Origin of the sequence: Streptomyces sp. NPDC097617, assembly GCF_044761485.1 — a bacterium.
Taxonomy (GTDB): domain Bacteria; phylum Actinomycetota; class Actinomycetes; order Streptomycetales; family Streptomycetaceae; genus Streptomyces.
The window spans coordinates 51,665-73,843 of record NZ_JBIWCL010000012.1 but is presented as its reverse complement, the minus strand read 5'-3'; the positions used below and the strand labels follow the sequence as shown (position 1 = coordinate 73,843).

22 protein-coding genes and 2 pseudogenes are annotated in these 22,179 nt (G+C 72.2%); 19 read left to right on the top strand and 5 right to left on the bottom strand.

Going from position 1 to position 22,179, the window contains the following annotated elements; translation table 11 throughout:
• Positions 1–60: 60 nt before the first annotated feature.
• From ACIQZO_RS20490 to ACIQZO_RS20480, 3 genes are read left to right on the top strand one after another with little or no spacing between them, the layout of a single operon-like run.
• A complete protein-coding gene (locus ACIQZO_RS20490; protein ID WP_403627932.1) occupies positions 61–561 on the top strand; it encodes a hypothetical protein in 501 nt (166 codons plus the stop codon).
• Positions 551–1,726 carry an MAB_1171c family putative transporter gene (locus ACIQZO_RS20485; RefSeq protein ID WP_403627930.1) on the top strand — a complete coding sequence of 392 codons (1,176 nt, stop codon included), beginning with the start codon at positions 551–553 and terminating at the stop codon, positions 1,724–1,726. Before ACIQZO_RS20490 ends, ACIQZO_RS20485 begins: the two co-directional genes overlap by 11 nt.
• 7 nt (positions 1,727–1,733) lie before the next feature.
• Complete coding sequence (locus ACIQZO_RS20480; protein WP_403627928.1) at positions 1,734–2,537, top strand: SDR family NAD(P)-dependent oxidoreductase; 804 nt, start codon at positions 1,734–1,736, stop codon at positions 2,535–2,537.
• 217 nt (positions 2,538–2,754) lie between these two features.
• Here the strand turns inward: ACIQZO_RS20480 and ACIQZO_RS20475 are convergent, their stop codons facing one another.
• Positions 2,755–4,392, bottom strand: coding sequence for an ABC-F family ATP-binding cassette domain-containing protein (locus tag ACIQZO_RS20475; protein ID WP_403627926.1), 1,638 nt, complete (start codon positions 4,390–4,392; stop codon positions 2,755–2,757).
• Between the two features lie 100 nt (positions 4,393–4,492).
• Here ACIQZO_RS20475 and ACIQZO_RS20470 point away from each other — a divergent pair.
• Positions 4,493–4,985, top strand: a pseudogene (locus ACIQZO_RS20470) (DJ-1/PfpI family protein); the annotation flags it as partial.
• Positions 4,986–5,108: 123 nt separating this feature from the next.
• Positions 5,109–5,756, top strand: a complete 648-nt coding sequence (locus tag ACIQZO_RS20465) for a DJ-1/PfpI family protein (protein WP_403628177.1) — start codon at positions 5,109–5,111, stop codon at positions 5,754–5,756.
• Positions 5,757–5,787: 31 nt separating this feature from the next.
• Here the strand turns inward: ACIQZO_RS20465 and ACIQZO_RS20460 are convergent, their stop codons facing one another.
• Positions 5,788–6,546 carry an enoyl-CoA hydratase/isomerase family protein gene (locus ACIQZO_RS20460; protein WP_403628175.1) on the bottom strand — a complete coding sequence of 253 codons (759 nt, stop codon included), beginning with the start codon at positions 6,544–6,546 and terminating at the stop codon, positions 5,788–5,790.
• 189 nt (positions 6,547–6,735) lie between these two features.
• On the opposite strand from ACIQZO_RS20460, the gene ACIQZO_RS20455 reads away from it, so the two are divergent.
• Together ACIQZO_RS20455 and ACIQZO_RS20450 are read left to right on the top strand one after the other, a co-directional pair.
• Complete coding sequence (locus ACIQZO_RS20455; protein WP_403628173.1) at positions 6,736–7,347, top strand: HdeD family acid-resistance protein; 612 nt, start codon at positions 6,736–6,738, stop codon at positions 7,345–7,347.
• 130 nt (positions 7,348–7,477) lie between these two features.
• Complete coding sequence (locus ACIQZO_RS20450; protein ID WP_403628171.1) at positions 7,478–7,972, top strand: ATP-binding protein; 495 nt, start codon at positions 7,478–7,480, stop codon at positions 7,970–7,972.
• A gap of 70 nt (positions 7,973–8,042) precedes the next feature.
• Here the strand turns inward: ACIQZO_RS20450 and idi are convergent, their stop codons facing one another.
• The 3 genes and pseudogenes from idi to ACIQZO_RS20435 all read right to left on the bottom strand — a co-directional run bounded on the left by idi (position 8,043) and on the right by ACIQZO_RS20435 (position 10,228).
• A complete protein-coding gene (gene idi / locus ACIQZO_RS20445; protein WP_136234166.1) occupies positions 8,043–8,642 on the bottom strand; it encodes an isopentenyl-diphosphate Delta-isomerase in 600 nt (199 codons plus the stop codon).
• Between the two features lie 202 nt (positions 8,643–8,844).
• Positions 8,845–9,588 (bottom strand): annotated as a pseudogene (locus tag ACIQZO_RS20440) (class I SAM-dependent methyltransferase); the annotation flags it as partial.
• 496 nt (positions 9,589–10,084) lie between these two features.
• On the bottom strand, positions 10,085–10,228 hold the full coding sequence (locus ACIQZO_RS20435) for a hypothetical protein (RefSeq protein ID WP_403627924.1): 144 nt from the start codon (positions 10,226–10,228) through the stop codon (positions 10,085–10,087).
• Between ACIQZO_RS20435 and ACIQZO_RS20430 the strand changes: the two genes are divergently transcribed.
• The 12 genes from ACIQZO_RS20430 to ACIQZO_RS20375 all read left to right on the top strand — a co-directional run bounded on the left by ACIQZO_RS20430 (position 10,223) and on the right by ACIQZO_RS20375 (position 22,075).
• The gene (locus tag ACIQZO_RS20430; RefSeq protein ID WP_403627922.1) at positions 10,223–11,833 is read left to right on the top strand and encodes a DUF5941 domain-containing protein; all 1,611 of its coding nucleotides are present in this window, start codon (positions 10,223–10,225) and stop codon (positions 11,831–11,833) included. The two genes, ACIQZO_RS20435 and ACIQZO_RS20430, sit on opposite strands and share 6 nt — an antisense overlap.
• On the top strand, positions 11,830–12,594 hold the full coding sequence (locus tag ACIQZO_RS20425; RefSeq protein ID WP_403627920.1) for a sugar phosphate nucleotidyltransferase: 765 nt from the start codon (positions 11,830–11,832) through the stop codon (positions 12,592–12,594). Before ACIQZO_RS20430 ends, ACIQZO_RS20425 begins: the two co-directional genes overlap by 4 nt.
• Entirely contained in the window at positions 12,582–13,643 is a 1,062-nt protein-coding gene (locus ACIQZO_RS20420; protein WP_403627918.1) for an iron-containing alcohol dehydrogenase family protein, read from the top strand. The genes ACIQZO_RS20425 and ACIQZO_RS20420 overlap by 13 nt, the downstream gene beginning before the upstream one ends.
• A complete protein-coding gene (locus tag ACIQZO_RS20415) occupies positions 13,621–14,400 on the top strand; it encodes a CDP-alcohol phosphatidyltransferase family protein (protein WP_403627916.1) in 780 nt (259 codons plus the stop codon). The genes ACIQZO_RS20420 and ACIQZO_RS20415 overlap by 23 nt, the downstream gene beginning before the upstream one ends.
• A 35-nt stretch (positions 14,401–14,435) precedes the next feature.
• Complete coding sequence (locus ACIQZO_RS20410) at positions 14,436–15,281, top strand: glycosyltransferase (protein WP_403628169.1); 846 nt, start codon at positions 14,436–14,438, stop codon at positions 15,279–15,281.
• Positions 15,282–15,375: 94 nt separating this feature from the next.
• A complete protein-coding gene (locus tag ACIQZO_RS20405) occupies positions 15,376–16,305 on the top strand; it encodes an ABC transporter permease (RefSeq protein ID WP_403627914.1) in 930 nt (309 codons plus the stop codon).
• Positions 16,298–17,080, top strand: coding sequence for an ABC transporter ATP-binding protein (locus ACIQZO_RS20400; protein WP_403627912.1), 783 nt, complete (start codon positions 16,298–16,300; stop codon positions 17,078–17,080). Before ACIQZO_RS20405 ends, ACIQZO_RS20400 begins: the two co-directional genes overlap by 8 nt.
• A 376-nt stretch (positions 17,081–17,456) precedes the next feature.
• Positions 17,457–18,386, top strand: a complete 930-nt coding sequence (gene hpnC, locus ACIQZO_RS20395; protein WP_403627910.1) for a squalene synthase HpnC — start codon at positions 17,457–17,459, stop codon at positions 18,384–18,386.
• Entirely contained in the window at positions 18,383–19,345 is a 963-nt protein-coding gene (gene hpnD / locus ACIQZO_RS20390; RefSeq protein ID WP_403627908.1) for a presqualene diphosphate synthase HpnD, read from the top strand. Before hpnC ends, hpnD begins: the two co-directional genes overlap by 4 nt.
• Positions 19,345–19,527: a hypothetical protein gene (locus ACIQZO_RS20385; RefSeq protein ID WP_403627906.1), complete on the top strand. Its 183-nt coding sequence runs from the start codon at positions 19,345–19,347 to the stop codon at positions 19,525–19,527. Before hpnD ends, ACIQZO_RS20385 begins: the two co-directional genes overlap by 1 nt.
• Positions 19,524–20,903 (top strand): hydroxysqualene dehydroxylase HpnE, encoded by a 1,380-nt coding sequence (gene hpnE, locus ACIQZO_RS20380; protein WP_403627904.1) that lies wholly within the window; start codon positions 19,524–19,526, stop codon positions 20,901–20,903. Before ACIQZO_RS20385 ends, hpnE begins: the two co-directional genes overlap by 4 nt.
• Before the next feature lie 71 nt (positions 20,904–20,974).
• Positions 20,975–22,075: a polyprenyl synthetase family protein gene (locus tag ACIQZO_RS20375; RefSeq protein ID WP_403627902.1), complete on the top strand. Its 1,101-nt coding sequence runs from the start codon at positions 20,975–20,977 to the stop codon at positions 22,073–22,075.
• Positions 22,076–22,179 lie beyond the last annotated feature (104 nt).

Genomic DNA, 22,179 nt, shown 5'->3' with positions numbered 1-22,179 from the left:
ATGCCCATGCCCACACACGCCTACCGCCGCTGCCCCGGAAAGGGTCCGAAGAGGGATCACATGCCCCACCGGCAACTCAGCATCCGCAAAAGGTGCGAGCAGATTCTCGGCCATCTGGATCTGACCCACCCGTTCTCCCTCGATGCCCTGTGCCGGCGCATCGAGGAGCGGCGCGGCCGCCCCATCCGCCTCCATCCGCTCCCCAAGGAGGCGGCGGAATCCGGAGTCTGCGGGCTGTGGGTGGGCACGGCCAGCGTCGACTACGTCTTCTACGAGGCGCAGACCACGCCGTTGCACCGGGAGCACATCGTCCTCCACGAGCTCGGCCACATCCTGTTCGGACACCACTCCCTGGAGGGGGAGCAGAGCGACGGCGGCGCGCCGGTCGTACTCGGGCGCACCAACTACACCACCCGCCAGGAGCAGGAGGCGGAGATGCTCGCCAGCATGATCCGCATCCGCACGGCGAACACCGGACCCCGCTCCACGGGCATCGGGCACGGCACCCTGGCCCGGCTGGAGTCCGCCATGGGGTACGAACGGGGCAACGATGGCAGCTGACCTCACGGCCTTCGGCGACTGGCTGGCCCTGCCCAGCGTGCTCTGCCTGTGGATCGCCGTCCTGCTCCGCACCCCCGGCGCCCTGCGTTCCCCCCAGCAGCGCGGCCTGTGGCTGGCCGTCGCCACCGCCGCCGCCGCAATGACGCTCAACCTGCCGGACGTCGTCGCGTACGCGATGGACCGCGGCCCCGGCTACGCCCACACCATCGGCCTCGTCCGCAACCTCATCGGGGTGCTGTCGGCGGGCGCCGTCCTCTACTTCGTGGCCGCCACCACCCGCGGCCGCCGCCTCCAACTCACCGCAGGCGTCGCCACCGCGGCCTGGCTCGCCGCGCTCCTCGCCCTGGACGCGGCGGCGCCCGGCCACGGCACGCACACCATGCCGCCCGTGGGGGAGCCGGTGCCCTCCCTCGCGTACTGGCTGGTGCTGATCTCCGCGCACGTGGTCGCCAACACCGTCTGCGTGGCCCTGTGCTGGCGCTACAGCCGCCGCACCGAGAGCCGGGGCCTTGCCGCCGGGCTGCGGCTGTTCGGCCTCGGCACCGCGCTCGCCGGCCTGTTCTGGCTCGCGTACCTGCTCAAGGCCCTGTTCGGCAGCACCTGGGCGATGCCCGCCCTCCCGCTCCTGATGAACCTGCACGGCCTGCTGCGCGCGGCCGCGATCCTCGTACCCACCCTGTTCACCCTCCGCCGCACCTGCGCCGACCTCGCCACCGCCTGGCGGCTGTGGCCGCTGTGGCGCGACCTGGTCGAGGCGGTCCCGCACGTGGCCCTCAACAAGCCGCGGGCCTGGCGGGTGCTGGAGCTGCTGTGGCCGCCGGTCCCGCGCAACCTGCTCGTGTACCGCAAGGTCATCGAGACGCGCGACGCCATCCTGATCCTGGCCGAGTACGCGGCCCCGGGCGCCCTGGACCGCGCCCGCGGCCAGGTCGCCGGAGCGGGCATCCCCGAGCAGCGGGCCACCGCCGCCGCGCTGGCCCGCGTACTGAGGGAGGCACGGCAGGCGAAGCTCGACGGGGCGCCGGGACAGCCGGGCGAGGCCGCCGCGCCGGAACTGCCCGCAGCGATCCACACCTCGCAGGAGGGCGGGGACCTGGCGGACGAGGCCCGGTTCCTCGTCGACGTCGCCCAGGCGTACGCCTCGCCCGTCACACCAAGGAAGTGAAACCGCTTTGACGACCGACCGGACCACAGACCGGACCACCGTACTGATCACCGGGGCCAGCGCCGGACTGGGCGCGGCCTTCGCCCGGGGCTTCGCGGCCAAGGGCTGCGACCTGGTCCTCGTCGCCCGCGACAAGGACCGGCTCGAGGCCGTCGCCGCCGAACTGGCCCGCGAGTACGGCGCCGCGTCCCAGGTACTGCCCGCCGACCTGCTGGACGCGGCGGACTGCGCGGCCGTCGCCGAGCGGCTCGCCGACCCGGCCCGGCCCGTGGACATCCTGGTCAACAACGCGGGCTTCGGGCTGCCCGCACCCTTCCCGTACAGCCCGGTCGAGGACGAGGAGCGGATGCTCGACCTGCTGGTCAAGGTCCCGCTCCGGCTCACCCACGCCGTGCTGCCGGGCCTGCGCGCCCGCCGCCGGGGCGCGGTCCTCAACGTCTCCTCGGTGGCGGGACTCCTGCCGACCGGGACCTACGGGGCCGCCAAGGCCTGGATCACCGCCTTCAGCGAGTCCCTACGGGTGGACATGGCGCCGTACGGGGTCCGGGTGCTGGCCGTGGTCCCCGGCTTCACCCGCACCGAGTTCCAGGAGCGCGCGGGCATGGACGTCAGCGCGCTGCGCGACGCGGTCTGGCTGGAACCGGAAGCCGTCGTCGCGCAGGCGCTGAAGGACCTCGCGCTGCGCCGCCCGGTCAGCATCACCGGCCGCCGCTACCGCGCCTACGCCCTCGCCGTCCGGCACCTGCCGCGCACGTTCGTGGCCGGCAGGATGGCCCGCAAGCGCCGGGCCCCGGCCGGCCCGGCCACGTGACCGGGACCGCGGAGCGGGCCCGCGAGGCGCCGGCACAGGGCCTGCCGCCCGCCGGGGTGCACGCGGAACTCGCGGTCGGCGCCGACTTCCCGGGCTGAGCTGATCGCGGCCGGCGAGCTGCTCACCGCGCGGCTGCCGCCCGACGGCCACGAAGCCGCCGGGTGGGTGCGCGAGGCGCGCGAACGCTGCGCCCGGCGGGACACCTCGGGGAGCCGCCCTACAGCTCGGTGACCTTGCCGCCGGAGACCTCCAGGCGGCGGGTCACGTGCACCGCGTCGAGCATCCGGCGGTCGTGGGTGACCAGCAGGAGGGTGCCCTCGTAGGCGTCGAGGGCGGCCTCCAGCTGCTCGATCGCCGGGAGGTCGAGGTGGTTGGTCGGCTCGTCCAGGACCAGCAGGTTCACCCCGCGGCCCTGAAGCAGGGCCAGCGCGGCGCGGGTGCGCTCGCCCGGGGAGAGGGTGGCCGCCGGGCGCGTGACGTGGGCCGCCTTGAGGCCGAACTTGGCCAGCAGGGTGCGGACCTCGGCCGGTTCGGTCTCGGGGACCGCCGCGCAGAACGCCTCGAGCAGCGGTTCGTCGCCGAGGAACAGGCCGCGGGCCTGGTCCACCTCGCCGACCAGGACGCCCGAGCCGAGGGTGGCGGAGCCCACATCCGGGGTCAGCCGGCCCAGCAGGACGGCGAGGAGGGTGGACTTGCCGGCGCCGTTGGCCCCGGTGATCGCCACCCGGTCCGCCCAGTCGATCTGCAGGCTGGCCGGGCCGAAGGAGAAGTCCCCGCGCCGGACGGCCGCCTCGCGCAGGGTGGCCACCACCGACCCGGAGCGCGGGGCCGCCGCGATCTCCATGCGCAGCTCCCACTCCTTGCGCGGCTCGTCGACGACGTCCAGCCGCTCGATCGCCCGCGCGGTCTGGCGGGCCTTGGCCGCCTGCTTCTCGCTGGACTCGCCCCGCAGGTTCTTGCCGATCTTGTCGTTGTCGGAGGCCTTGCGACGGGCGTTGCGCACGCCCTTGTCCATCCAGTTGCGCTGCATCTGGGCCCGGCCCTCGAGGGCGGACTTCTTCCCCGCGTACTCCTCGAACTCCTCGCGGGCGTGGTTGCGGGAGCGCTCGCGCTCCTCCAGGTAGGAGTCGTAACCGCCGCCGTAGAGGTTGATCTGCTGCTGGGCGAGGTCGAGTTCGAGGACCTTGGTGACCGTCCGGGTGAGGAACTCGCGGTCGTGGCTGATCACGACCGTGCCGGCGCGCAGGCCCTTGACGAACCGCTCCAGCCGCTCCAGACCGTCCAGGTCCAGGTCGTTGGTGGGCTCGTCGAGCAGGAAGACGTCGTAGCGGGACAGGAGGAGCGAGGCGAGGCCGGCGCGGGCCGCCTGGCCGCCGGAGAGGGCGGTCATGGGCAGGTCGAGGCCGACGGTGAGGCCGAGGTCGTCGGCAACCTCCTGGGCCCGCTCGTCGAGGTCGGCGCCGCCGAGGTTCAGCCACTGGTCCAGCGCGGTCGCGTACGCGTCGTCCGCGCCCGGCGTTCCGTCCACCAGGCCCTGCGTCGCCTCGTCGAGCTCCGCCTGGGCGGCCGCGACTCCCGTGCGGCGGGCCAGGAACTCCCGGACGGACTCCTGCTCCCGGCGCTCCGGCTCCTGCGGGAGGTGGCCGACGCTCGCGCCGGGCGGGGAGAGCCGAAGCTCCCCGGTCTCGGGGGTGTCCAGCCCGGCGAGCAGCCGCAGCAGGGTGGACTTCCCGGCGCCGTTCACGCCGACGAGGCCGATGACGTCGCCGGGGGCGACGACGAGGTCGAGATCGGCGAAGAGGGTGCGCTCACCGTGCGCGGCGGTGAGCTTCTTGGCGACGAGGGTTGCAGTCATGATGTGCCGATCCTATCCGCGCGCGGACGGAGCCCCGCGTGGCCGGATGGGTGGGAAGCCCGTCATTGCGGCCATCACCGGGGCGCAACACCATGAAGTCATGTCGTTACCGCCGCGCAGCGTCCTCGTCCTCCTCTACGACGGGGTCCAGAGCCTGGACGTGACCGGACCGGTGGAGGTGTTCGCCGCGCTCGCCCGCTTCCCCGGACGGGCCGGGTACACGATCCGGACGGTCTCTCCCGCCGGCGGGCCCGTCCGCACGAGCAGCGGGCTGACACTGGTGCCGGACGGGGAGCTGGAGAGCGCCCGGCCCGGGCCCGGGACCACGGTGCTGGTGCCCCCGGGGACGGTTCACGGCGGACTTCGAGCCCAGGCTCACCGACTGGCTCCGTACCGACGGGGGTGGCGCGGAGCGGCTGGTGTCCGTGTGCACGGGCGGACTGCTGCTCGCCGAGGCGGGGCTCCTGGACGGGCAGCGGGCGACGACGCACTGGTACGCCTGCGAGCGGATGGCGCGGGACTACCCGGCCGTCGCCGTCGACCCGGACCCCATCTACGTACGGGACGGGCCGGTGGCCACCTCGGCCGGCCTCCTGCCGAGTACCGCCGCCGATTCGGCACGTCCCGCGCCTGAGCGCCGGCCGCCGCCGCGAGAAGAAGAAGGAGCCGCCCCACTGGGGGCGGCGTCGTGTTCCGACCATCGCTCCGGAGGAGCCATGCAGATCGCCGTACTGCTCTACGACCGCTTCACCGCCCTCGACGCCATCGGGCCCTTCGACACCCTCGGCCGGCTGCCCGACGCGGAGGTCGTCTTCGTCTCCGAGCGGCCGGGGCCCGTGCGGACCGACAGCGGGGCGCTCGCGCTCGTCGCCGACAAGGGGCTCGACGAGGTCACCCGGCCCGACGTCGTCATCGTGCCCGGCGGGCCGCATCCCGAGCGGGAGATGGCCAATCCCGTGGTCATGGACTGGCTGCGCACGGTCGACGCCACCACCACCTGGACCACGTCGGTGTGCACCGGATCCCTGCTGCTGGCCTCCGCCGGGCTCCTCGACGGCCGACGGGCCACCAGCCACTGGCTGTACCTGGACCAGCTGCCGAAGCTCGGGGTCGAGCCCACCGGCGAGCGCGTGGTGTTCGACGGGAAGTACGTCACGGCCGCGGGGGTGTCCTCCGGGATCGACATGGGGCTCACCCTGCTCGGCCGGATCGCCGGCGACGACTTCGCGCAGGCCGTGCAGCTGATGACCGAGTACGACCCCCAGCCGCCCTACGACGCGGGCTCGCCCGACAAGGCTCCGGCCGCACTCGTCGAGATGCTGCGGGGGAACGGCATGCCCGGCCGACGGGAGGCCGACGGCTGACGGGCGGCGGCCGACGGGTGAGCGCAGGCCGTCACGGAGTCCACGTGAAGCGCGGAGCCCGGCGCTCCAGGAACGCGGTGACGCCTTCCGCGGTGTCCTCGCCCCCGGCCGCCCGACCCTCCCAGTACGCGTCCCGGTCGGTCCGGCCGTCGGTGAACTCCTTGGCCGCCGCCTGCGTCAGCTGCGAGCGCGAGGCCAGGATCGCGGTGAACTCGGCGACCCGCTCGTCCAGTCGGCCGGCCGGCAGCAGCTCGTTCAGGAACCCGGAGCGCAGCGCCGTCTCCGCGCCGATCAGCTCCGCGGAGAAGAGGAGGTACTTGGCCCACGCCGGGCCGACCAGGCCCGCGAGCCTGCGGGTGGAGGACGCGGGGTAGACGATGCCCAGCTTGGCGGGGGTCACGCCGAAGGAGGCGCCCTCCTCGGCGAAGCGCAGGTCGCAGGCCGCCGCCAGCTGGCTGCCGCCGCCCACGCAGAAGCCGCGGATCGCCGCCAGCGTCGGCTTCGGGAAGGCGGCCAGGGCCTCCTCGGCGGCCACGGCGAGGGCCCGCGGGTCGTCCTGCCCGGCGGCCCCGGGCTCCCCGGTCAGCGAGGAGATGTCGGCGCCCGCGCAGAAGGTCGCTCCGGCCCCGGTCAGCACGAGCGTCCGTACCGCCGGGTCCTTCGCCAGGTCCGCCAGCAGCTCCGGGAGCGCCCGCCACATGGCCGCGGTCATGGCGTTGCGCTTGGCGGGGTGCGAGATGACGACGGTGGCCACCCCGTCGGCGACCGTGTGCAGGAGGGTTGCGTCCAGGGCTGCGTCCATGCGCCGGATGCTATCCCGGGCGGTCATACCTATGATCAAGGGAGTCCGTCGGGGGTGCGAGGAGGTGGCACGTCCATGGGCGCTGACCGCGCTGACCGCGCTGACCGTTCGAGGGCCAAGGTCGGGGGCCCGGAACCGCAGCGGGAGAAGAAGAAGCTCAGCCGCAGTTTCGCGCTGATGACAGCGCTCGGGGTGATGCTGGTAGTGGCCGGTCTGGTCGGTCTCGTCTACACGAGCGTGGCCACGCTCACCACGATGTTCCTCTTCGGCTGGCTGCTGCTGATCGGCGGCGTGGTGGGCCTGCTGCAGGCCGTGCAGTCGCGCCGGAGCAACTACTTCTGGCTCGCCGTCGTCGTCGCCGCGATCAACCTCGCGGCGGGCTTCGTGATCCTGCGCCGTCCCGAGGCGAGTGCCGAGGCACTGACCATGTTCGCCGCGCTGCTCTTCCTCATCGGTGGAGTGTTCCGGCTGGTGGGGGCGCTGGTGGTGCGCGGGTCCCATTTCGGGCTCGCGATCGTCCAGGGCGCCTTCGGGGTCCTGCTGGGCTTCCTGATCCTGTCCAACTGGCCCGGCAACAGTCTGTACGTGATCGGAACCTTCTTCTCCCTCGCCCTGCTGTTCGACGGGCTGAGCCTGGTGGCCATGGGCATGGGGTCCCGGCGCATCCTGGGGTTGGTCAGGGAGGACGAGGCTCCGGCGGAGGCCGCAGCGGCGGACCGGGCGGCGGAAGGGGCGGGCGATACGGCCGCGAAGCGTCCGACAGAAGATCAGGAACAGTCGAACAACTGACTCTGTCATACGCCAGTGGTCAGAAAGTGCCCTATAGGCGCTGACTTATGGTCAGCAGTCCGGCCCGGACCAGCCCGTTCCCCACTCTTGTCGCGTGGAGACGATCGAGCGTGAAGACGGGGGACGGAAGATGGATGTCAGCGGGAGCGTCCCGCCAGCCAAGGAGGGTGTGGCAGAGGCTCCGGCCGACCCCCTCGCCTACGAGGGAGTGTGGAGGTTCACTGCGCCCGCGGTTGAAGAATCCGTTCCGCAGGCCCGCCGCGCGGTCCGGGACCTGCTCGGGCGCCAGGGGGTGCCGGCCCACCAGGACCTGGTGTACTCCCTGCTCCTGATCGTCTCCGAACTGGTGACGAACTCGGTCCGGCACGCCGCCCTGCTCTCGCCGGAGGTCGCGGTCGAGGTCGCGATCGGCCGCGCGTGGGTACGGGTGGCCGTCGAGGACAACCACCCCTACCGGCCCAAGGCGCTGGAGGCCGACTTCGGCCAGACCGGCGGCAGGGGACTGCTCCTGGTGCGGGAGATCACGCTGGAGGCCGGCGGGGTCTGCGACGTCGAGCACACCTCGACGGGCGGCAAGGTGATCTGGGCGGCCCTTCCGCTCACCGCCCCGCCGGCCGCGGGCTGAGCGGCGGTCGGTGAGGCGGTCGACGGGGCCGGCAGGGTCGCGCGGCGGGACGGCGTGCGGGGAGTGCGGGCTACCAGCCCGCCGCGTCGCCGGTCAGCTCGCGGATCGCCGGCCGCGCCGCGTCCAGCACGGTCATGAACCAGGCCGAGAACGGCACCTCGCTGTGGCGCTTCGCCAGCTCTTCGGCGGTGACGAAGGCGGTGTCCTCGACCTCCTCCGGATCCGGTCGCACGGCAGCCTGCGCGAGTCCCACGAACAGGTGATTGAACTCCTGCTCCACCAGACCCGAAGCGGGGTCCGGGTGGTTGTAGCGAACCGTTCCCGCCTGGGCGAGCAGCGAGGGCGACAGCCCCAGTTCCTCATGGGTCCGCCGGGCAGCTGCCGCGAACGGGGACTCCCCGGGGTAGGGGTGACCGCAACAGGTGTTCGACCAGACGCCGGGGGAGTGGTACTTCCCGAGGGCCCGCTGCTGGAGCAGCAGACGGCCCTGCTCGTCGAAGAGGAACACGGAGAACGCCCGGTGCAGCTGCCCGGGCGCCTGATGGGCGGAGAGCTTCTCCGCCGTGCCGATGGTGTTGCCGGACTCGTCGACCAGTTCGAGCATGATCGGTTCTTGAGTACCGGTGCCGTTGGACGCGCTGTTCGCGGCGGTGGCTGGTGTGGTCGGCATACCCATCCTTCGCTTCGGACTTCGGCCTTCAGTCTGCCGTACAAAAGCGGCTTGTCCCCACTTCGGAGATCCACGCATGTCCGCCCCCCGTCGCGTGCTAGGCGACGAGGGGCGGATCCCCTCACGTGTCACAGCACGTGTCACAGCACGTGCTCTCGCGCAGGTGTCAGACCGGCCAGGCGTCGTCGCCGCCGGCGCTCACCGGGCGCAGGACGTAGCCCGTGTACCCGTACTCGTGCCCGTGGCGGGCCCGTACGTCGAGCTCCTCGCGCGTCGCGGTCAGGGCGGCGGCCATCGCGGGACCGGCCGTCCCGGAGCGGGCACGGACCCGCTCGGCGAGCGGGCCGTAGTACTCGGCCCAGTCGGAGTCGGGCAGGTGGTGCACGCCGAGCACCCGGTACCCGGCGGCCTGCACGGCCGCGAGGTTGCCGGCGGTGGTGCGCAGCGCGCAGTGCGGGTCCCAGAAGGCGCGGGCGCCGGCGGACGGTTCGGGGACCGACCACTGGCACTCGGTCAGGACGAGGGTGCCCCCCGGGGCGAGCAGCCGCTTCCACCGCGCGAGCGCGACGTCGAAGCCGAGGACGAAGGCGGAGCCCTCCGCCCAGACGAGGTCGAAGGAACCGTCCTCGAAGCCCACGCCCGGGAGTGCGCCCATGTCCGCCCGGGCTGTGCGGACGCGGTCGGCGAGCCCGCGGGCGGCCGCGGCGGCGCGGAGCTCGTCGAGGAAGGGGGCGTGCAGGTCGACGGCGGTCACCTCGGCGCCGCCCGTCCCCGGTCCGCCCGTGCCCGCTCCGCCCGCCTCGGCGGCGAGCAGCAGGGCGCTGCGGCCCGGACCGCAGCCCAGGTCGAGGACGCGCGGCCGCTCGGGGAGCGGCCCGCACAGGGACAGCAGGTGCCGGGTGGTCGCGTCGGAGCCCGGAGCCTGCCGGGGCAGGCCGTGGTGCAGGGCGAAGAAGGCGTGCGTGAAGTCGTCGACGCCGTGGGAGGCGTCGTCGCAGGAGTCGTTGAAGGTAGTGCTGTCGGTCAACGTGAACCCTTGGAAAAGGGGCTCCGGCCGACAAGGCCCAGTGGATGGATCAGGCCCGGCCGGATGCCCGGAAAGAACGGGGACGGGTGATGCACCGGAGTTCGCTGCGCATGGCCGCGACCACTACGACGGTCATCAACCCACCTCTTACCGTTCGACATCTGCAGGGTCCTGTCCACCGTAACATCCGGCCCGTTTGTGGTACGGCGCCGTGATCGTCAATGATGATCGGAACCCGGCCCGGAGCCCGAATATTCGGCTTATCGGGGCGTAAACGGGTGGTGAACTGCTGCTTCCATTCATCCGATAGCCTCTGCCGACGTGCCGCCGCCCCCTCAGGCGCGCGTTCGGAATCCGTTACAAGGAGTGAGTTCGTCTGCCGACCGTCATCCTCACCGGCCTGCCGGTCCCCGGATCACCGCTCGCTGACGAGCTGCGCTCCCTCGGCTTCGAAGTCCGCCCGGCCGCCGGTCCCCAGGACGCCGCCGCCGCACTGGCCGGCGTACCCGCCGATCAGCGGGTGGCCGTCGTGGACAGCGCCTTCGTCGGGCACGTGCACGCACTGCGCCTCGCGCTGACCGACCCCCGCTTCGACGCCTGCGCCGTCACCGGCGCCCTCGCCGTCCAGGCCGGCGGCCGCGAGGCCCTCGACAAGGCCGTCGCCACCGCGGAACCCGGCGACGCCGGCCCGTACCCGGACCGGCTCGCCGCCGCGGTCGAGGCCGCCGGCACCACCGTCCAGCACCCCGAACTGGGCACGCTCGTCGCCGCCGTCCCCGCCGGCCCGGCGGAGCGCGACGCGGCGACCGCCGCCGTCGCCGCCGTCGACGACGAGGCCGTACGCCTGCGGACCGCCGTGAAGTCCCGCGACGGTTTCTTCACCACCTTCTGCATCAGCCCGTACTCGCGCTACATCGCCCGCTGGTGCGCGCGCCGGGGCCTCACCCCGAACCAGGTCACCACCGCCTCGCTGATCACCGCGCTGATCGCGGCCGGCTGCGCGGCCACCGGCGAACGCTGGGGCTACGTGGCGGCCGGTGTGCTGCTCCTCGTCTCCTTCGTCCTGGACTGCACCGACGGGCAGCTCGCCCGCTACTCGCTCCAGTACTCGACGATGGGCGCCTGGCTCGACGCCACCTTCGACCGTGCGAAGGAGTACTCCTTCTACGCGGGCCTCGCCCTCGGCGCGGCCCGGGGCGGCGACGACGTCTGGGCCCTGGCCGTCGGCTCCATGATCCTCATGACCTGCCGGCACGTCGTGGACTTCTCCTTCAACGAGGCCAACCACGACGCCACCGCCAATACGAGCCCCACGGCCGCCCTCTCCGACCGGCTCGACAGCGTCGGCTGGACTGTGTGGATCCGCCGGATGATCATCCTGCCGATCGGTGAGCGCTGGGCGATGATCGCGGTGCTGACCGCCTTCACCACCCCCCGGATCGTCTTCTACGCGCTGCTCGTCGGCTGCGCCTTCGGGGCGCTCTACACCACCGCCGGGCGGGTCCTGCGCTCCCTGACGCGCAGGGCCACCCGCACCGACCGGGCGGCCCGGGCCCTGGCGGACCTGGCCGACTCCGGCCCGCTCGCCGAGCTCCAGGCCCGCCTGCTGCGTGGCCGCGCCGGATCCTTCGGCTCCGTGTACGTGGCGGCCCTGGGCGCGCTCGTGATGATCGCGGGCGCCGTGTTCCTGCCGTTCGGAGACCCCCGGCTGATCGCCGTCGCCGTGATCTATGTCATGACGTCCGGCCTCGCCGTCGCCGCACCGCTGAAGGGCGCCCTGGACTGGCTGATCCCGCCGCTGTTCCGGGCCGCCGAGTACGTCACCGTCCTCGCGCTCGCCGTCAAGGCGGACGTCCCCGGGGCCCTCCCGGCGGCATTCGGCCTGATCGCGGCGGTCGCCTACCATCACTACGACACGGTGTACCGCATCCGCGGCGGCACCGGCGCGCCCCCGCACTGGCTGGTGCGGACGATCGGCGGCCACGAAGGCCGGGTCCTGCTGATCACGGCCCTGGCGGCCGTCCTCGTATCGCGCGAAGCGGACTTCCCCGTCGCGCTCACGGCCATGGCCGTGTTCGTGGCACTCGTGGTGCTCGTGGAGAGCATCCGATTCTGGGTCTCCTCCGGAGCACCCGCCGTACATGACGAAGGAGAACCAGCATGATCGGCCTTGTACTCGCTGCCGGTGCCGGACGCCGTCTGCGTCCCTACACCGACACCCTGCCCAAGGCGCTCGTGCCGGTCGGCCCCGAGGGTGACGAGGAGAGCCTGACGGTTCTCGACCTGACGCTGGGCAACTTCGCCGAGGTCGGCCTGACCGAGGTCGCCATCGTCGTCGGTTACCGCAAGGAAGCCGTGTACGCCCGCCGCGAGGCCCTGGAGGCCAAGTACGGCGTCAAGATCACGCTGATCGACAACGACAAGGCCGAGGAGTGGAACAACGCCTACTCCCTGTGGTGCGCGCGTGAGGTCCTCAAGCAGGGTGTGATCCTCGCCAACGGCGACACCGTCCACCCCGTCTCGGTCGAGCGCACCCTGCTCGCCGCCCGCGGCAACGGCCAGAAGATCATCCTCGCCCTCGACACGGTCAAGAACCTGGCCGACGAGGAGATGAAGGTCGTCACCGCCGACGGCAGTGACTCCCGGACCGGCGTCCAGAAGATCACCAAGCTGATGGACCCCGCCGACGCCACCGGCGAGTACATCGGTGTGACCCTCATCGAGCCCGAGGCCGCCGAGCAGCTGGCCGAGGCCCTGAAGACCACCTTCGAGCGCGACCCCGACCTCTACTACGAGGACGGCTACCAGCAGCTCGTCAACGACGGCTTCACCATCGACGTGGCCCCCATCGGCGACGTCAAGTGGGTCGAGATCGACAACCACGACGACCTCGCCAAGGGCCGGACGATCGCATGCCAGTACTGACGAGGCTCATCCCCTCGCCCGTCGTCGTCGACATCAGTCGCGGGGCGATGGACGACCTGGCCGGCCTGCTGGCCGACCAGCGGATCTCCGCCTCCGGCAAGCTGGCCATCGCGATCAGCGGAGGCTCCGGCGTGGCGCTGCGCGCCAAGCTGGAGCCCGTGCTGCCGCACGCCGACTGGTACGCGGTCGTCGACGGCACCATCGACTCCGCGGTCAAGCTGGCCGACGACATAAAGGGCCGCCGCTACGACGCCGTCGTGGGCCTGGGCGGCGGCAAGATCATCGACGTGGCCAAGTACGCCGCGGCGCGGGTCGGGCTGCCCATGGTGGCCGTCGCCACCAACCTCTCGCACGACGGCATCTGCTCGCCGGTGTCCATCCTGGACAACGACAACGGCCGCGGTTCCTACGGCGTGCCCACGCCGATCGCCATGGTGATCGACCTCGACGTGATCAAGGAAGCCCCGGTCCGGTTCATCCGGGCCGGCATCGGTGACGCGATCTCCAACATCTCGGCGATCGCCGACTGGGAGCTCTCGCACAAGATCACCGGCGAGCCCGTCGACGGCCTGGCCGCGGCCATGGCCCGTACCGCCGGCGAGTCCGTGCTGCGCCATCCCGGCGGGTGCGGCGACGACGAGTTCCTCACCGTGCTCTCCGAGGCGCTGGTGCTCTCCGGCATCGCCATGTCGATCAGCGGGGACTCCCGCCCGTCGTCCGGTGCCTGCCACGAGATCAGCCACGCCTTCGACCTGCTGCACCCGGGACGCTCCGCGCTCCACGGCGAGCAGGTCGGCATCGGTGCCGCCTTCGCGATGCACCTGCGCGGGGCCGTCGAGCAGTCGGGCCTCATCGTCGAGGTACTGCGCCGGCACGGCCTGCCGGTCGGGCCCGAGGAGATCGGCTTCAGCGTCGACGAGTTCGTCGCGGCCGTCGAGTACGCCCCCCAGACCCGCCCGGGACGCTTCACGATCCTGGAGCACCTCAACCTGTCCGCCGCCGAGATCAGGGACGCTTACGCCGACTATGTCAAGACCATCCGTAGCTGAACTGAGGCCCGTCGTCCACCCCGCGGGCGTGAAGGACCGGGTCAGCGGCGAGCACTGGGGCGGGCGCCTCTACATGCGCGAGATCTCCCTGCGCATCACCCGCGTCCTGGTCACCACCAAGGTCACGCCGAACCAGCTGACCTACCTGATGACCCTCGCCGGCGTCCTCGCCCTCCCGGCGCTGCTGGTGCCGGGCATCCTGGGCGCCGTACTCGGCGTGGTCGCGGTCCAGATGTACCTGCTGCTCGACTGCGTCGACGGTGAGGTCGCCCGCTGGAAGAAGCAGTTCTCGCTCTCCGGGGTCTACCTGGACCGGGTCGGCGCGTACCTCTGCGACGCGGCGGTCCTGGTCGGCTTCGGGCTGCGCGCCGCCGACCTGTGGGGCCCCGGCGGCGCCGACTGGCTGTGGGCCTTCCTGGGCACGCTGGCCGCGCTCGGCGCCATCCTGATCAAGGCCGAGACCGACCTCGTCGGTGTCGCGCGCCACCAGGCCGGCAAGCCCGTGGTCAAGGACGCGGCCGCCGAGCCGCGCGCGAAGGGCATGGCGTTCGCCCGCCGGGCCGCGGCCGCGCTCAAGTTCCACCGCCTGATCCTCGGCATCGAGGCCTCGCTGCTCATCCTGGTCCTGGCCGTCGTCGACCAGATGCAGGGCGACCTGTACTGGTCCCGCGTCGGCGTCGCCGTACTGGCCGGCATCGCGATGCTCCAGAGCGTGCTGCACCTGGTGTCCATCCTCGCCTCCAGCAGGCTCAAGTGAGTGCCCCGCTGCGGCTGGGCGCCGTGATCATCACCATGGGCAACCGGCCCGACGAGCTCAAGGCGCTCCTCGACTCGGTGGCCCGTCAGGACGGCGCCCCCGTCGACGTGGTCGTCGTGGGCCAGGGCGTGCGGGTCACCGGCCTGCCCGAGGGCGTCCGCAGCATCGACCTGCCCGAGAACCTGGGCATCCCGGGCGGGCGCAACGTCGGTATCGAGGCCTTCGGCCCCGGTGGCCGGGACGTGGACGTGCTGCTCTTCCTGGACGACGACGGTCTGCTGGAGCGCACGGACACCGCCGAGCTGTGCCGGCAGGCCTTCACCGAGGACCCCGGGCTCGGGATCGTCAGCTTCCGGATCGCCGACCCCGAGACCGGTGTCACCCAGCGCCGGCACGTGCCGCGCCTGCGCGCCTCCGACCCGATGCGCTCCTCCCGCGTGACCACCTTCCTCGGCGGCGCCAACGCCGTCCGCACCACGGTGTTCGAGCAGGTCGGAGCGCTGCCGGGGGAGTTCTTCTACGCGCACGAGGAGACCGATCTGGCCTGGCGGGCACTCGACGCAGGGTGGTTGATCGACTACCGGGCGGACATGGTGCTGCTGCACCCGACAACTGCCCCCTCCCGGCACGCGGTCTACCACCGTATGGTGGCTCGTAACCGAGTGTGGCTCGCCCGCCGCAACCTGCCCGCCCCGTTGGTCCCGGTCTACCTGGGCGTCTGGCTCCTGCTGACGCTCGTACGCAGGCCGTCGGCACCGGCGCTCAAGGCCTGGTTCGGTGGTTTTCGGGAGGGATGGACCACTCCCTGCGGACCCCGCCGCCCGATGAGATGGCGAACGGTCTGGCGGTTGACCCGGCTGGGCCGACCTCCTGTCATCTGACCAGCCCGCGTCTGGGAATATGACGCGATCACGGGCCTCGAGCCACCAGCCTGATGCCCACCTGGCCGCATCTTGAAGACGAAAGTTTCAACTTGTGAGTGACACAACCCACGACGGCGCCCTCGCCACAAGCAGGCCGCCGTCCGACGACGCGGGGCTGAGCCCCGCGGAGCTCGCCGGGAAGTACGGCCTCTCGGTCAGCGGCGCCCGGCCCCGCCTGGGCGAGTACGTACGGCAGCTCTGGGGCCGGCGCCACTTCATCATGGCCTTCTCCCGGGCCAAGCTGGTCTCTCAGTACAGCCAGGCGAAGCTCGGCCAGGTCTGGCAGGTGGCGACCCCGCTGCTGAACGCGGCCGTCTACTGGCTGATCTTCGGCCTGATCCTCGGCGCGGGCCGGGAGATGCCCAAGGGCGTCTACGTCCCGTTCCTGATGATGGGCATCTTCGTCTTCACCTTCACCCAGAGCTCGGTGATGGCGGGTGTCCGGGCGATCTCCGGGAACCTCGGCCTGGTGCGGGCGCTGCACTTCCCGCGCGCCTCCCTGCCGGTGTCCTTCTCGCTCCAGCAGCTCCAGCAGCTGCTGTACTCGATGATCGTCGTCTTCGTGATCGCCATCTGCTTCGGCAACTACCCGCAGCTCTCCTGGCTGCTGGTCGTCCCGACGCTGGCGCTCCAGTTCGTCTTCAACACCGGCCTCGCCATGATCTTCGCGCGGATGGGTTCCAAGACCCCCGACCTGGCGCAGCTGATGCCGTTCGTGATGCGTACCTGGATGTACGCCTCCGGCGTCATGTTCCCGATCGCGGTCTACCTCGAGGACCAGCCCCAGTGGATCAGCGACCTGCTGCTGTGGAACCCGGTGGCGATCTACATGGACCTGATCCGGTTCGCGCTGATCGACGAGTACGGCAGCAGCAACCTGCCTCCGCACGTGTGGGCCTTCGCGGTGGGCTGGGCCGTGGTGATCGGCATCGGCGGCTTCGTGTACTTCTGGAAGTCTGAGGAGCGTTACGGCCGTGGCTGACAACACTCGGGGGCGCATCCCCACCGTGATCGCGGACGGCGTCCACATCGTCTACCGGGTCAACACCGGCAGCGCCGGCAAGGGTGCGGCCACCGCCGCGCTCAGCAAGATCGTCCGCCGGAAGAAGGGCGACGCCCCGGGTGTCCGGCGGGTCCACGCCGTGCGCGGGGTCTCCTTCACCGCCTACCGCGGCGAGGCCATCGGTCTCATCGGTTCCAACGGCTCCGGCAAGTCGACCCTGCTGCGCGCCATCGCGGGCCTGCTGCCCTGCGAGGAGGGCAAGGTCTACACCGACGGCCAGCCCTCGCTGCTGGGTGTCAACGCGGCGCTGATGAACGACCTCACCGGCGAGCGGAACATCGTTCTCGGCGGTCTCGCGATGGGTATGAGCCGCGAGCAGATCAAGCAGCGCTACCAGAGCATCGTCGACTTCTCGGGCATCAACGAGAAGGGCGACTTCATCTCCCTGCCGATGCGTACCTATTCCTCCGGCATGGCGGCGCGCCTGCGCTTCTCCATCGCGGCGGCCAAGGACCACGACGTTCTGATGATCGACGAGGCCCTGGCCACCGGTGACCGCAGCTTCCAGGTGCGTTCGGAGGACCGGATCCGCGAACTGCGGCAGCAGGCCGGCACGGTCTTCCTGGTGAGCCACAACAACAAGTCCATCCGTGACACCTGCGACCGGGTGCTGTGGCTGGAGAAGGGCGAGCTCCTGATGGACGGGCCCACCGAGGAAGTCGTCTCGGCCTACGAGAAGGCCACCAACGGCTGACTCCGGGTCGCGCGGCGCCCTTCTTCCGGCGCTTTTCCGCTTCACCCGAAGGCCCCCGCCGCTCAGCGTGCGGGGGCCTTAAGTCTGTTCCCGAAGTGTGTTCTCGCATTTCGCGGCGACATTCGGTGGCGGAGCGAATACCCCGGAGGGCTCCGCGGCGTTCTACAGCGTAAGCTGAGGCGGTCCTCAATCGCGGCAAGAGGGGACGATTCCCCGCAGGTGAAGGGCTCTGGAGCCACCGGGGGAATCCCCGGGCGGCGTGTCCGAAATAGGATGTAATGGGTCGGCAGTGTAGAACGGGAGATGTGACGGCAATGGCTACGGGAATTCTCCGGCCCCCAGGCACAACGGCCGTCCCCGCCCCGGGCGGCGGGCGGTGACCCCGGGGTACGGCATCCGACCCCTGCCCGACACGGACCACGTGAGCGCCACCCTCGACAAGGCGACGGCGGAGAACTTCCCCGTCGCTCCCGTCTTCCTGCCCCGCGCCTGGCGCGACGGGCTGACGGCCGTCTACGGCTACGCCCGGCTCGTCGACGACATCGGCGACGGCGACCTCGCCCCCGGCGGCCGCGACGCCGTGCTCCTCGGTCTCGACCCCGCCGCGGTCGACGACCGGCCCGCCATGCTCGACGCCCTGGAGGCGGACCTGCATCGCGTGTTCGGCGGTACGGCCGGCCCGCCGCGCCACCCGCTGCTGCTCGCCCTCCAGCCCGTCGTACGGGCCCACGGCCTGACCCCCGAGCCGTTCCTCGGGCTCATCGAGGCCAACCGCCAGGACCAGCGCGTCGCGCGCTACGAGACGTACGCGGACCTGGTCGGCTACTGCGAGCTGTCCGCGAACCCGGTCGGCCGCCTGGTGCTCTCCCTCACCGGCACCAGCACCCCCGAACGGATCCGCCGCTCCGACGCCGTCTGCACCGCCCTGCAGATCGTCGAGCACATCCAGGACGTCGCCGAGGACCTCGGCCGCGACCGGATCTACCTGCCCGCCGAGGACATGCGCCGCTTCCACGTGACCGAGGCCGAGCTCGCGGCCCCGACCACCGGCGCGTCCGTTCGCTCCCTGATCGCATTCGAAAGCGAGCGCGCACGCGAGCTGCTGAATGAAGGCACCCCGCTCGTGGGTAGCGTGCACGGCAGACTCCGGCTGCTGCTCGCGGGCTTCGTGGGAGGGGGACGTGCGGCCCTGCGAGCCGTCACCGCCGCCGGTTTCGACGTACTCCCCGGCCCGCCCAAGCCCACCAGGAGCGGCCTGCTCCGCGAGGTGGCCGCCGTCCTGCGCACAGCGCCGAGAAAGGGGTGAGCCCGACCGTGGAGGGCCCCACACACGTGTCCGCACCGGTCCAGGCCGCCTACAGCTACTGCGAGGCCGTCACCGGTGCACAGGCACGCAACTTCGCCTACGGCATCCGGCTGCTGCCGAACGACAAGCGGCAGGCGATGTCCGCGCTGTACGCCTTCTCGCGGCGGGTCGACGACATCGGCGACGGCACATTGGCGCCCGAGGCCAAGTTCGCCCGGCTGGAGGAAACCCGCGCCCTGCTCGGGCGGGTCCGGGCCGAGGAGGTCGACGAGGACGACACCGACCCGGTCGCCGTCGCCCTCGCGCACGCCGCGCGCCGCTTCCCCATCCCGCTCGGCGGCCTCGACGAACTCATCGACGGGGTCCTGATGGACGTCCGCGGTGAGACGTACGAGACCTGGGACGACCTGAAGACCTACTGCCGCTGCGTGGCCGGCGCCATTGGGCGGCTCTCGCTCGGCGTGTTCGGCACGGTGAACGGCTCCGGCCTGGGCGCCTCCGACGCCGCGCGCGCGTCGGAGTACGCCGACACCCTCGGCCTCGCCCTGCAACTCACCAACATCCTGCGGGACGTTCGCGAGGACGCGGCCAACGGGCGCACCTACCTGCCCGCCGAGGACCTCGCCAAATTCGGCTGCTCGGACGGCTTCCGCAGCGACCGGATGCCCGCAGGCTCCGACTTCGCCGGGCTCGTCCACCACGAAGTCCGGCGCGCCCGGGCCCTGTTCGCCGAGGGCTACCGGCTGCTGCCGATGCTCGACCGGCGCAGCGGCGCCTGCGTGGCCGCCATGGCCGGTATCTACCGGCGCCTGCTGGACCGCATCGAGCGCGAGCCCGAGGCGGTGCTGCGGGGCCGCGTGTCGCTGCCGCCGCACGAGAAGGCGTACGTCGCCGTGCGCGGCCTGTCCGGCCTCGACGCGCGGACCGTCTCCCGCCAGAACACGCGGAGGCGGGGCTGATGACCGCGACGGCACACCCGCGGCAGCACCGCGGCCCCGCCGGGACCGGCCGGGTCCGGGCAACCACCGCGCGGGCGGCCGGGTCTCTCCCCGGGGACTTCGCACCGGGCGTGGCCGTGGCGCCCGCCATGGACGGTCCGGCCGGCCCGGAGGGCCACCGCAGCACGGGGGAGGGCGTGTGAACGGTATCGAGCAGCACGCCGTCGTCGTGGGCGGCGGACTCGCCGGGGTCACCACCGCCCTCGAACTCGCCGACGCCGGGCTCCGCGTCACCCTGATGGAGGGCCGCCCCCGGCTCGGCGGGCTCGCCTTCTCCTTCAAGCGCGGCGACCTCGACGTCGACAACGGCCAGCACGTCTACCTGCGCTGCTGCACCGCGTACCGGTGGTTCCTCGACCGCGTCGACGGCGCTGCCCTGGCCCCCCTGCAGGACCGGCTCGACGTCCCCGTCCTGGACGTCGCCCACCCCGGCGGCCCCCGCATGGGCCGGCTGCGCCGCAGCGCCCTGCCCGTGCCCCTGCACCTGGCCGGATCGCTCGCCCGCTACCCGCACCTGTCCCTCGCCGAGCGCCTCAGCGTCGGCCGCGCCGCCCTCGCGCTGCGCCGCCTGGACCCCACCGACCCGGCGCTGGACGGCCTGGACTTCGCGACCTGGCTCGGCCGCCACGGCCAGTCCCCCCGCACGATCGAGGCCCTGTGGGACCTCGTCGGCATCGCCACCCTCAACGCCACCGCCGAGCAGTCCTCACTGGGCCTGGCCGCCATGGTCTTCAAGACCGGCCTGCTCTCCGAGAACGGCGCCGCCGACATCGGCTGGGCCCGGGTACCGCTGGGCGAACTGCACGACACCCTCGCCCGCAAGGCGCTGGACGCGGCCGGTGTACGGACCGAGCTGCGCACCCGGGTCACCGACATCTCCCGCATGCCCGAGGGGGCTTGGCGGATCGACACCGAGGACGAGTCCCTGGAGGCCGGCACCGTCGTCCTCGCCGTCCCGCAGCGCGAGGCGCACGCCCTGCTGCCCGCCGGCGCCCTCCCCGACCCGGACAAGCTCCTGGACATCGCCGTCGCGCCCATCCTCAACGTCCACGTGGTCTACGACCGCAAGGTGCTCAAGCAGCCCTTCTTCGCTGCCCTCGGCTCCCCGGTGCAGTGGGTCTTCGACCGCACCGAATCCTCCGGACTCCCCGACGGCGGCCAGTACCTGGCGCTGTCCCAGTCCGTCGCCCAGGACGACATCGACGAGCCCGTCTCGGTCCTGCGCGCCAAGTACCTGCCCGAGCTGGAGCGGCTGCTGCCCGCCGCGCGCGGCGCCAAGGTACGGGACTTCTTCGTCACCCGGGAGCGGACGGCCACCTTCGCCCCCACCCCCGGCGTCGGCCGGCTGCGCCCCGGGGCGCGCACCGACACGCCGGGGCTCTTCCTTGCCGGTGCGTGGACTGCCACGGGCTGGCCCGCGACCATGGAGAGCGCCGTCCGGAGCGGACTGAGCGCGGCGCACGCAGCACTCGCCGCGCTCGGCCGCCACCGCGAACACCCTCTGCAGGAGGCGGCATGACGAGCACCATCAGCAGCACCGGCACCACCAGCACCACGAGCACAGCACGTACAGGAACAAGAGGAGAGCCAGTGAACCCGGGGAACCCGGCTGTCGAGAACACGGATGCCAGTGTGGGCACAGCCGGAGGGGGCGCGGAGAAGGCGGACACGATCGCTCTCCTGGAACGCGGCCGTACGCTGTCGACCCCCGCGCTCCGCGCCGCGGTCGACCGGCTCGCGGCGCCCATGGACACCGTCGCCGCCTACCACTTCGGCTGGATCGACGCCCAGGGCAACGTGGCGGACGGCGACGGCGGCAAGGCCGTGCGCCCCGCCCTCGCCCTGCTCTCCGCCGAGGCCGCGGGCGCCGCGGCCGAGGTCGGCATCCCGGGCGCCGTCGCCGTCGAGCTCGTGCACAACTTCTCGCTGCTGCACGACGACCTGATGGACGGCGACGAGCAGCGCCGCCACCGCGACACGGTGTGGAAGGTGCACGGTCCGGCCCTCGCCATCCTCGTCGGCGACGCCCTGTTCGCCCTCGCCAACGAGGTGCTGCTGGAGCTCGGCACCGTGGAGGCGGGCCGTGCGACCCGCAGGCTGACCACCGCCAGCCGCAAGCTCATCGACGGCCAGGCGCAGGACATCTCCTACGAGCACCGCGAGCGCGTCAGCGTCGAGGAGTGCCTGGAGATGGAGGGCAACAAGACCGGCGCCCTGCTCGCCTGCGCGGTCTCCATCGGCGCCGTGCTCGGCGGCGCGGACGACCGTACCGCCGACAAGCTGGAGGAGTACGGCTACCACCTGGGCCTCGCCTTCCAGGCCGTCGACGACCTGCTCGGCATCTGGGGCGACCCGGAGGCGACCGGCAAGCAGACCTGGAGCGACCTGCGCCAGCGCAAGAAGTCCCTGCCCGTGGTCGCCGCCCTCGCGGCCGGCGGGGAGGCCTCCGAGCAGCTCGCCGAACTGCTCGCCGCCGATGCCAAGAGCAGCGACTTCGAGAAATTCTCGGAGGAGGAGTTCGCGGCCCGCGCGGCCCTCATCGAGGCGGCCGGCGGCCGCCAGTGGACCGCCGACGAGGCGCGCCGCCAGCACGCCGTCGCGATCCGGGCCCTGGACGACGTCGACATGCCGCAGCGCGTGCGCGACCAGCTCGTGGCCCTCGCGGACTTCGTCGTCGTGCGCAAGAGGTGATCGCCACCCGACAGCGGATATGAATCGCGAGTCGCCGGCCGGCGCCGCCACCTGAACGTGGCGCGCACCGGCCGACGGCAGACCCCAGCACAGCACAGGACACT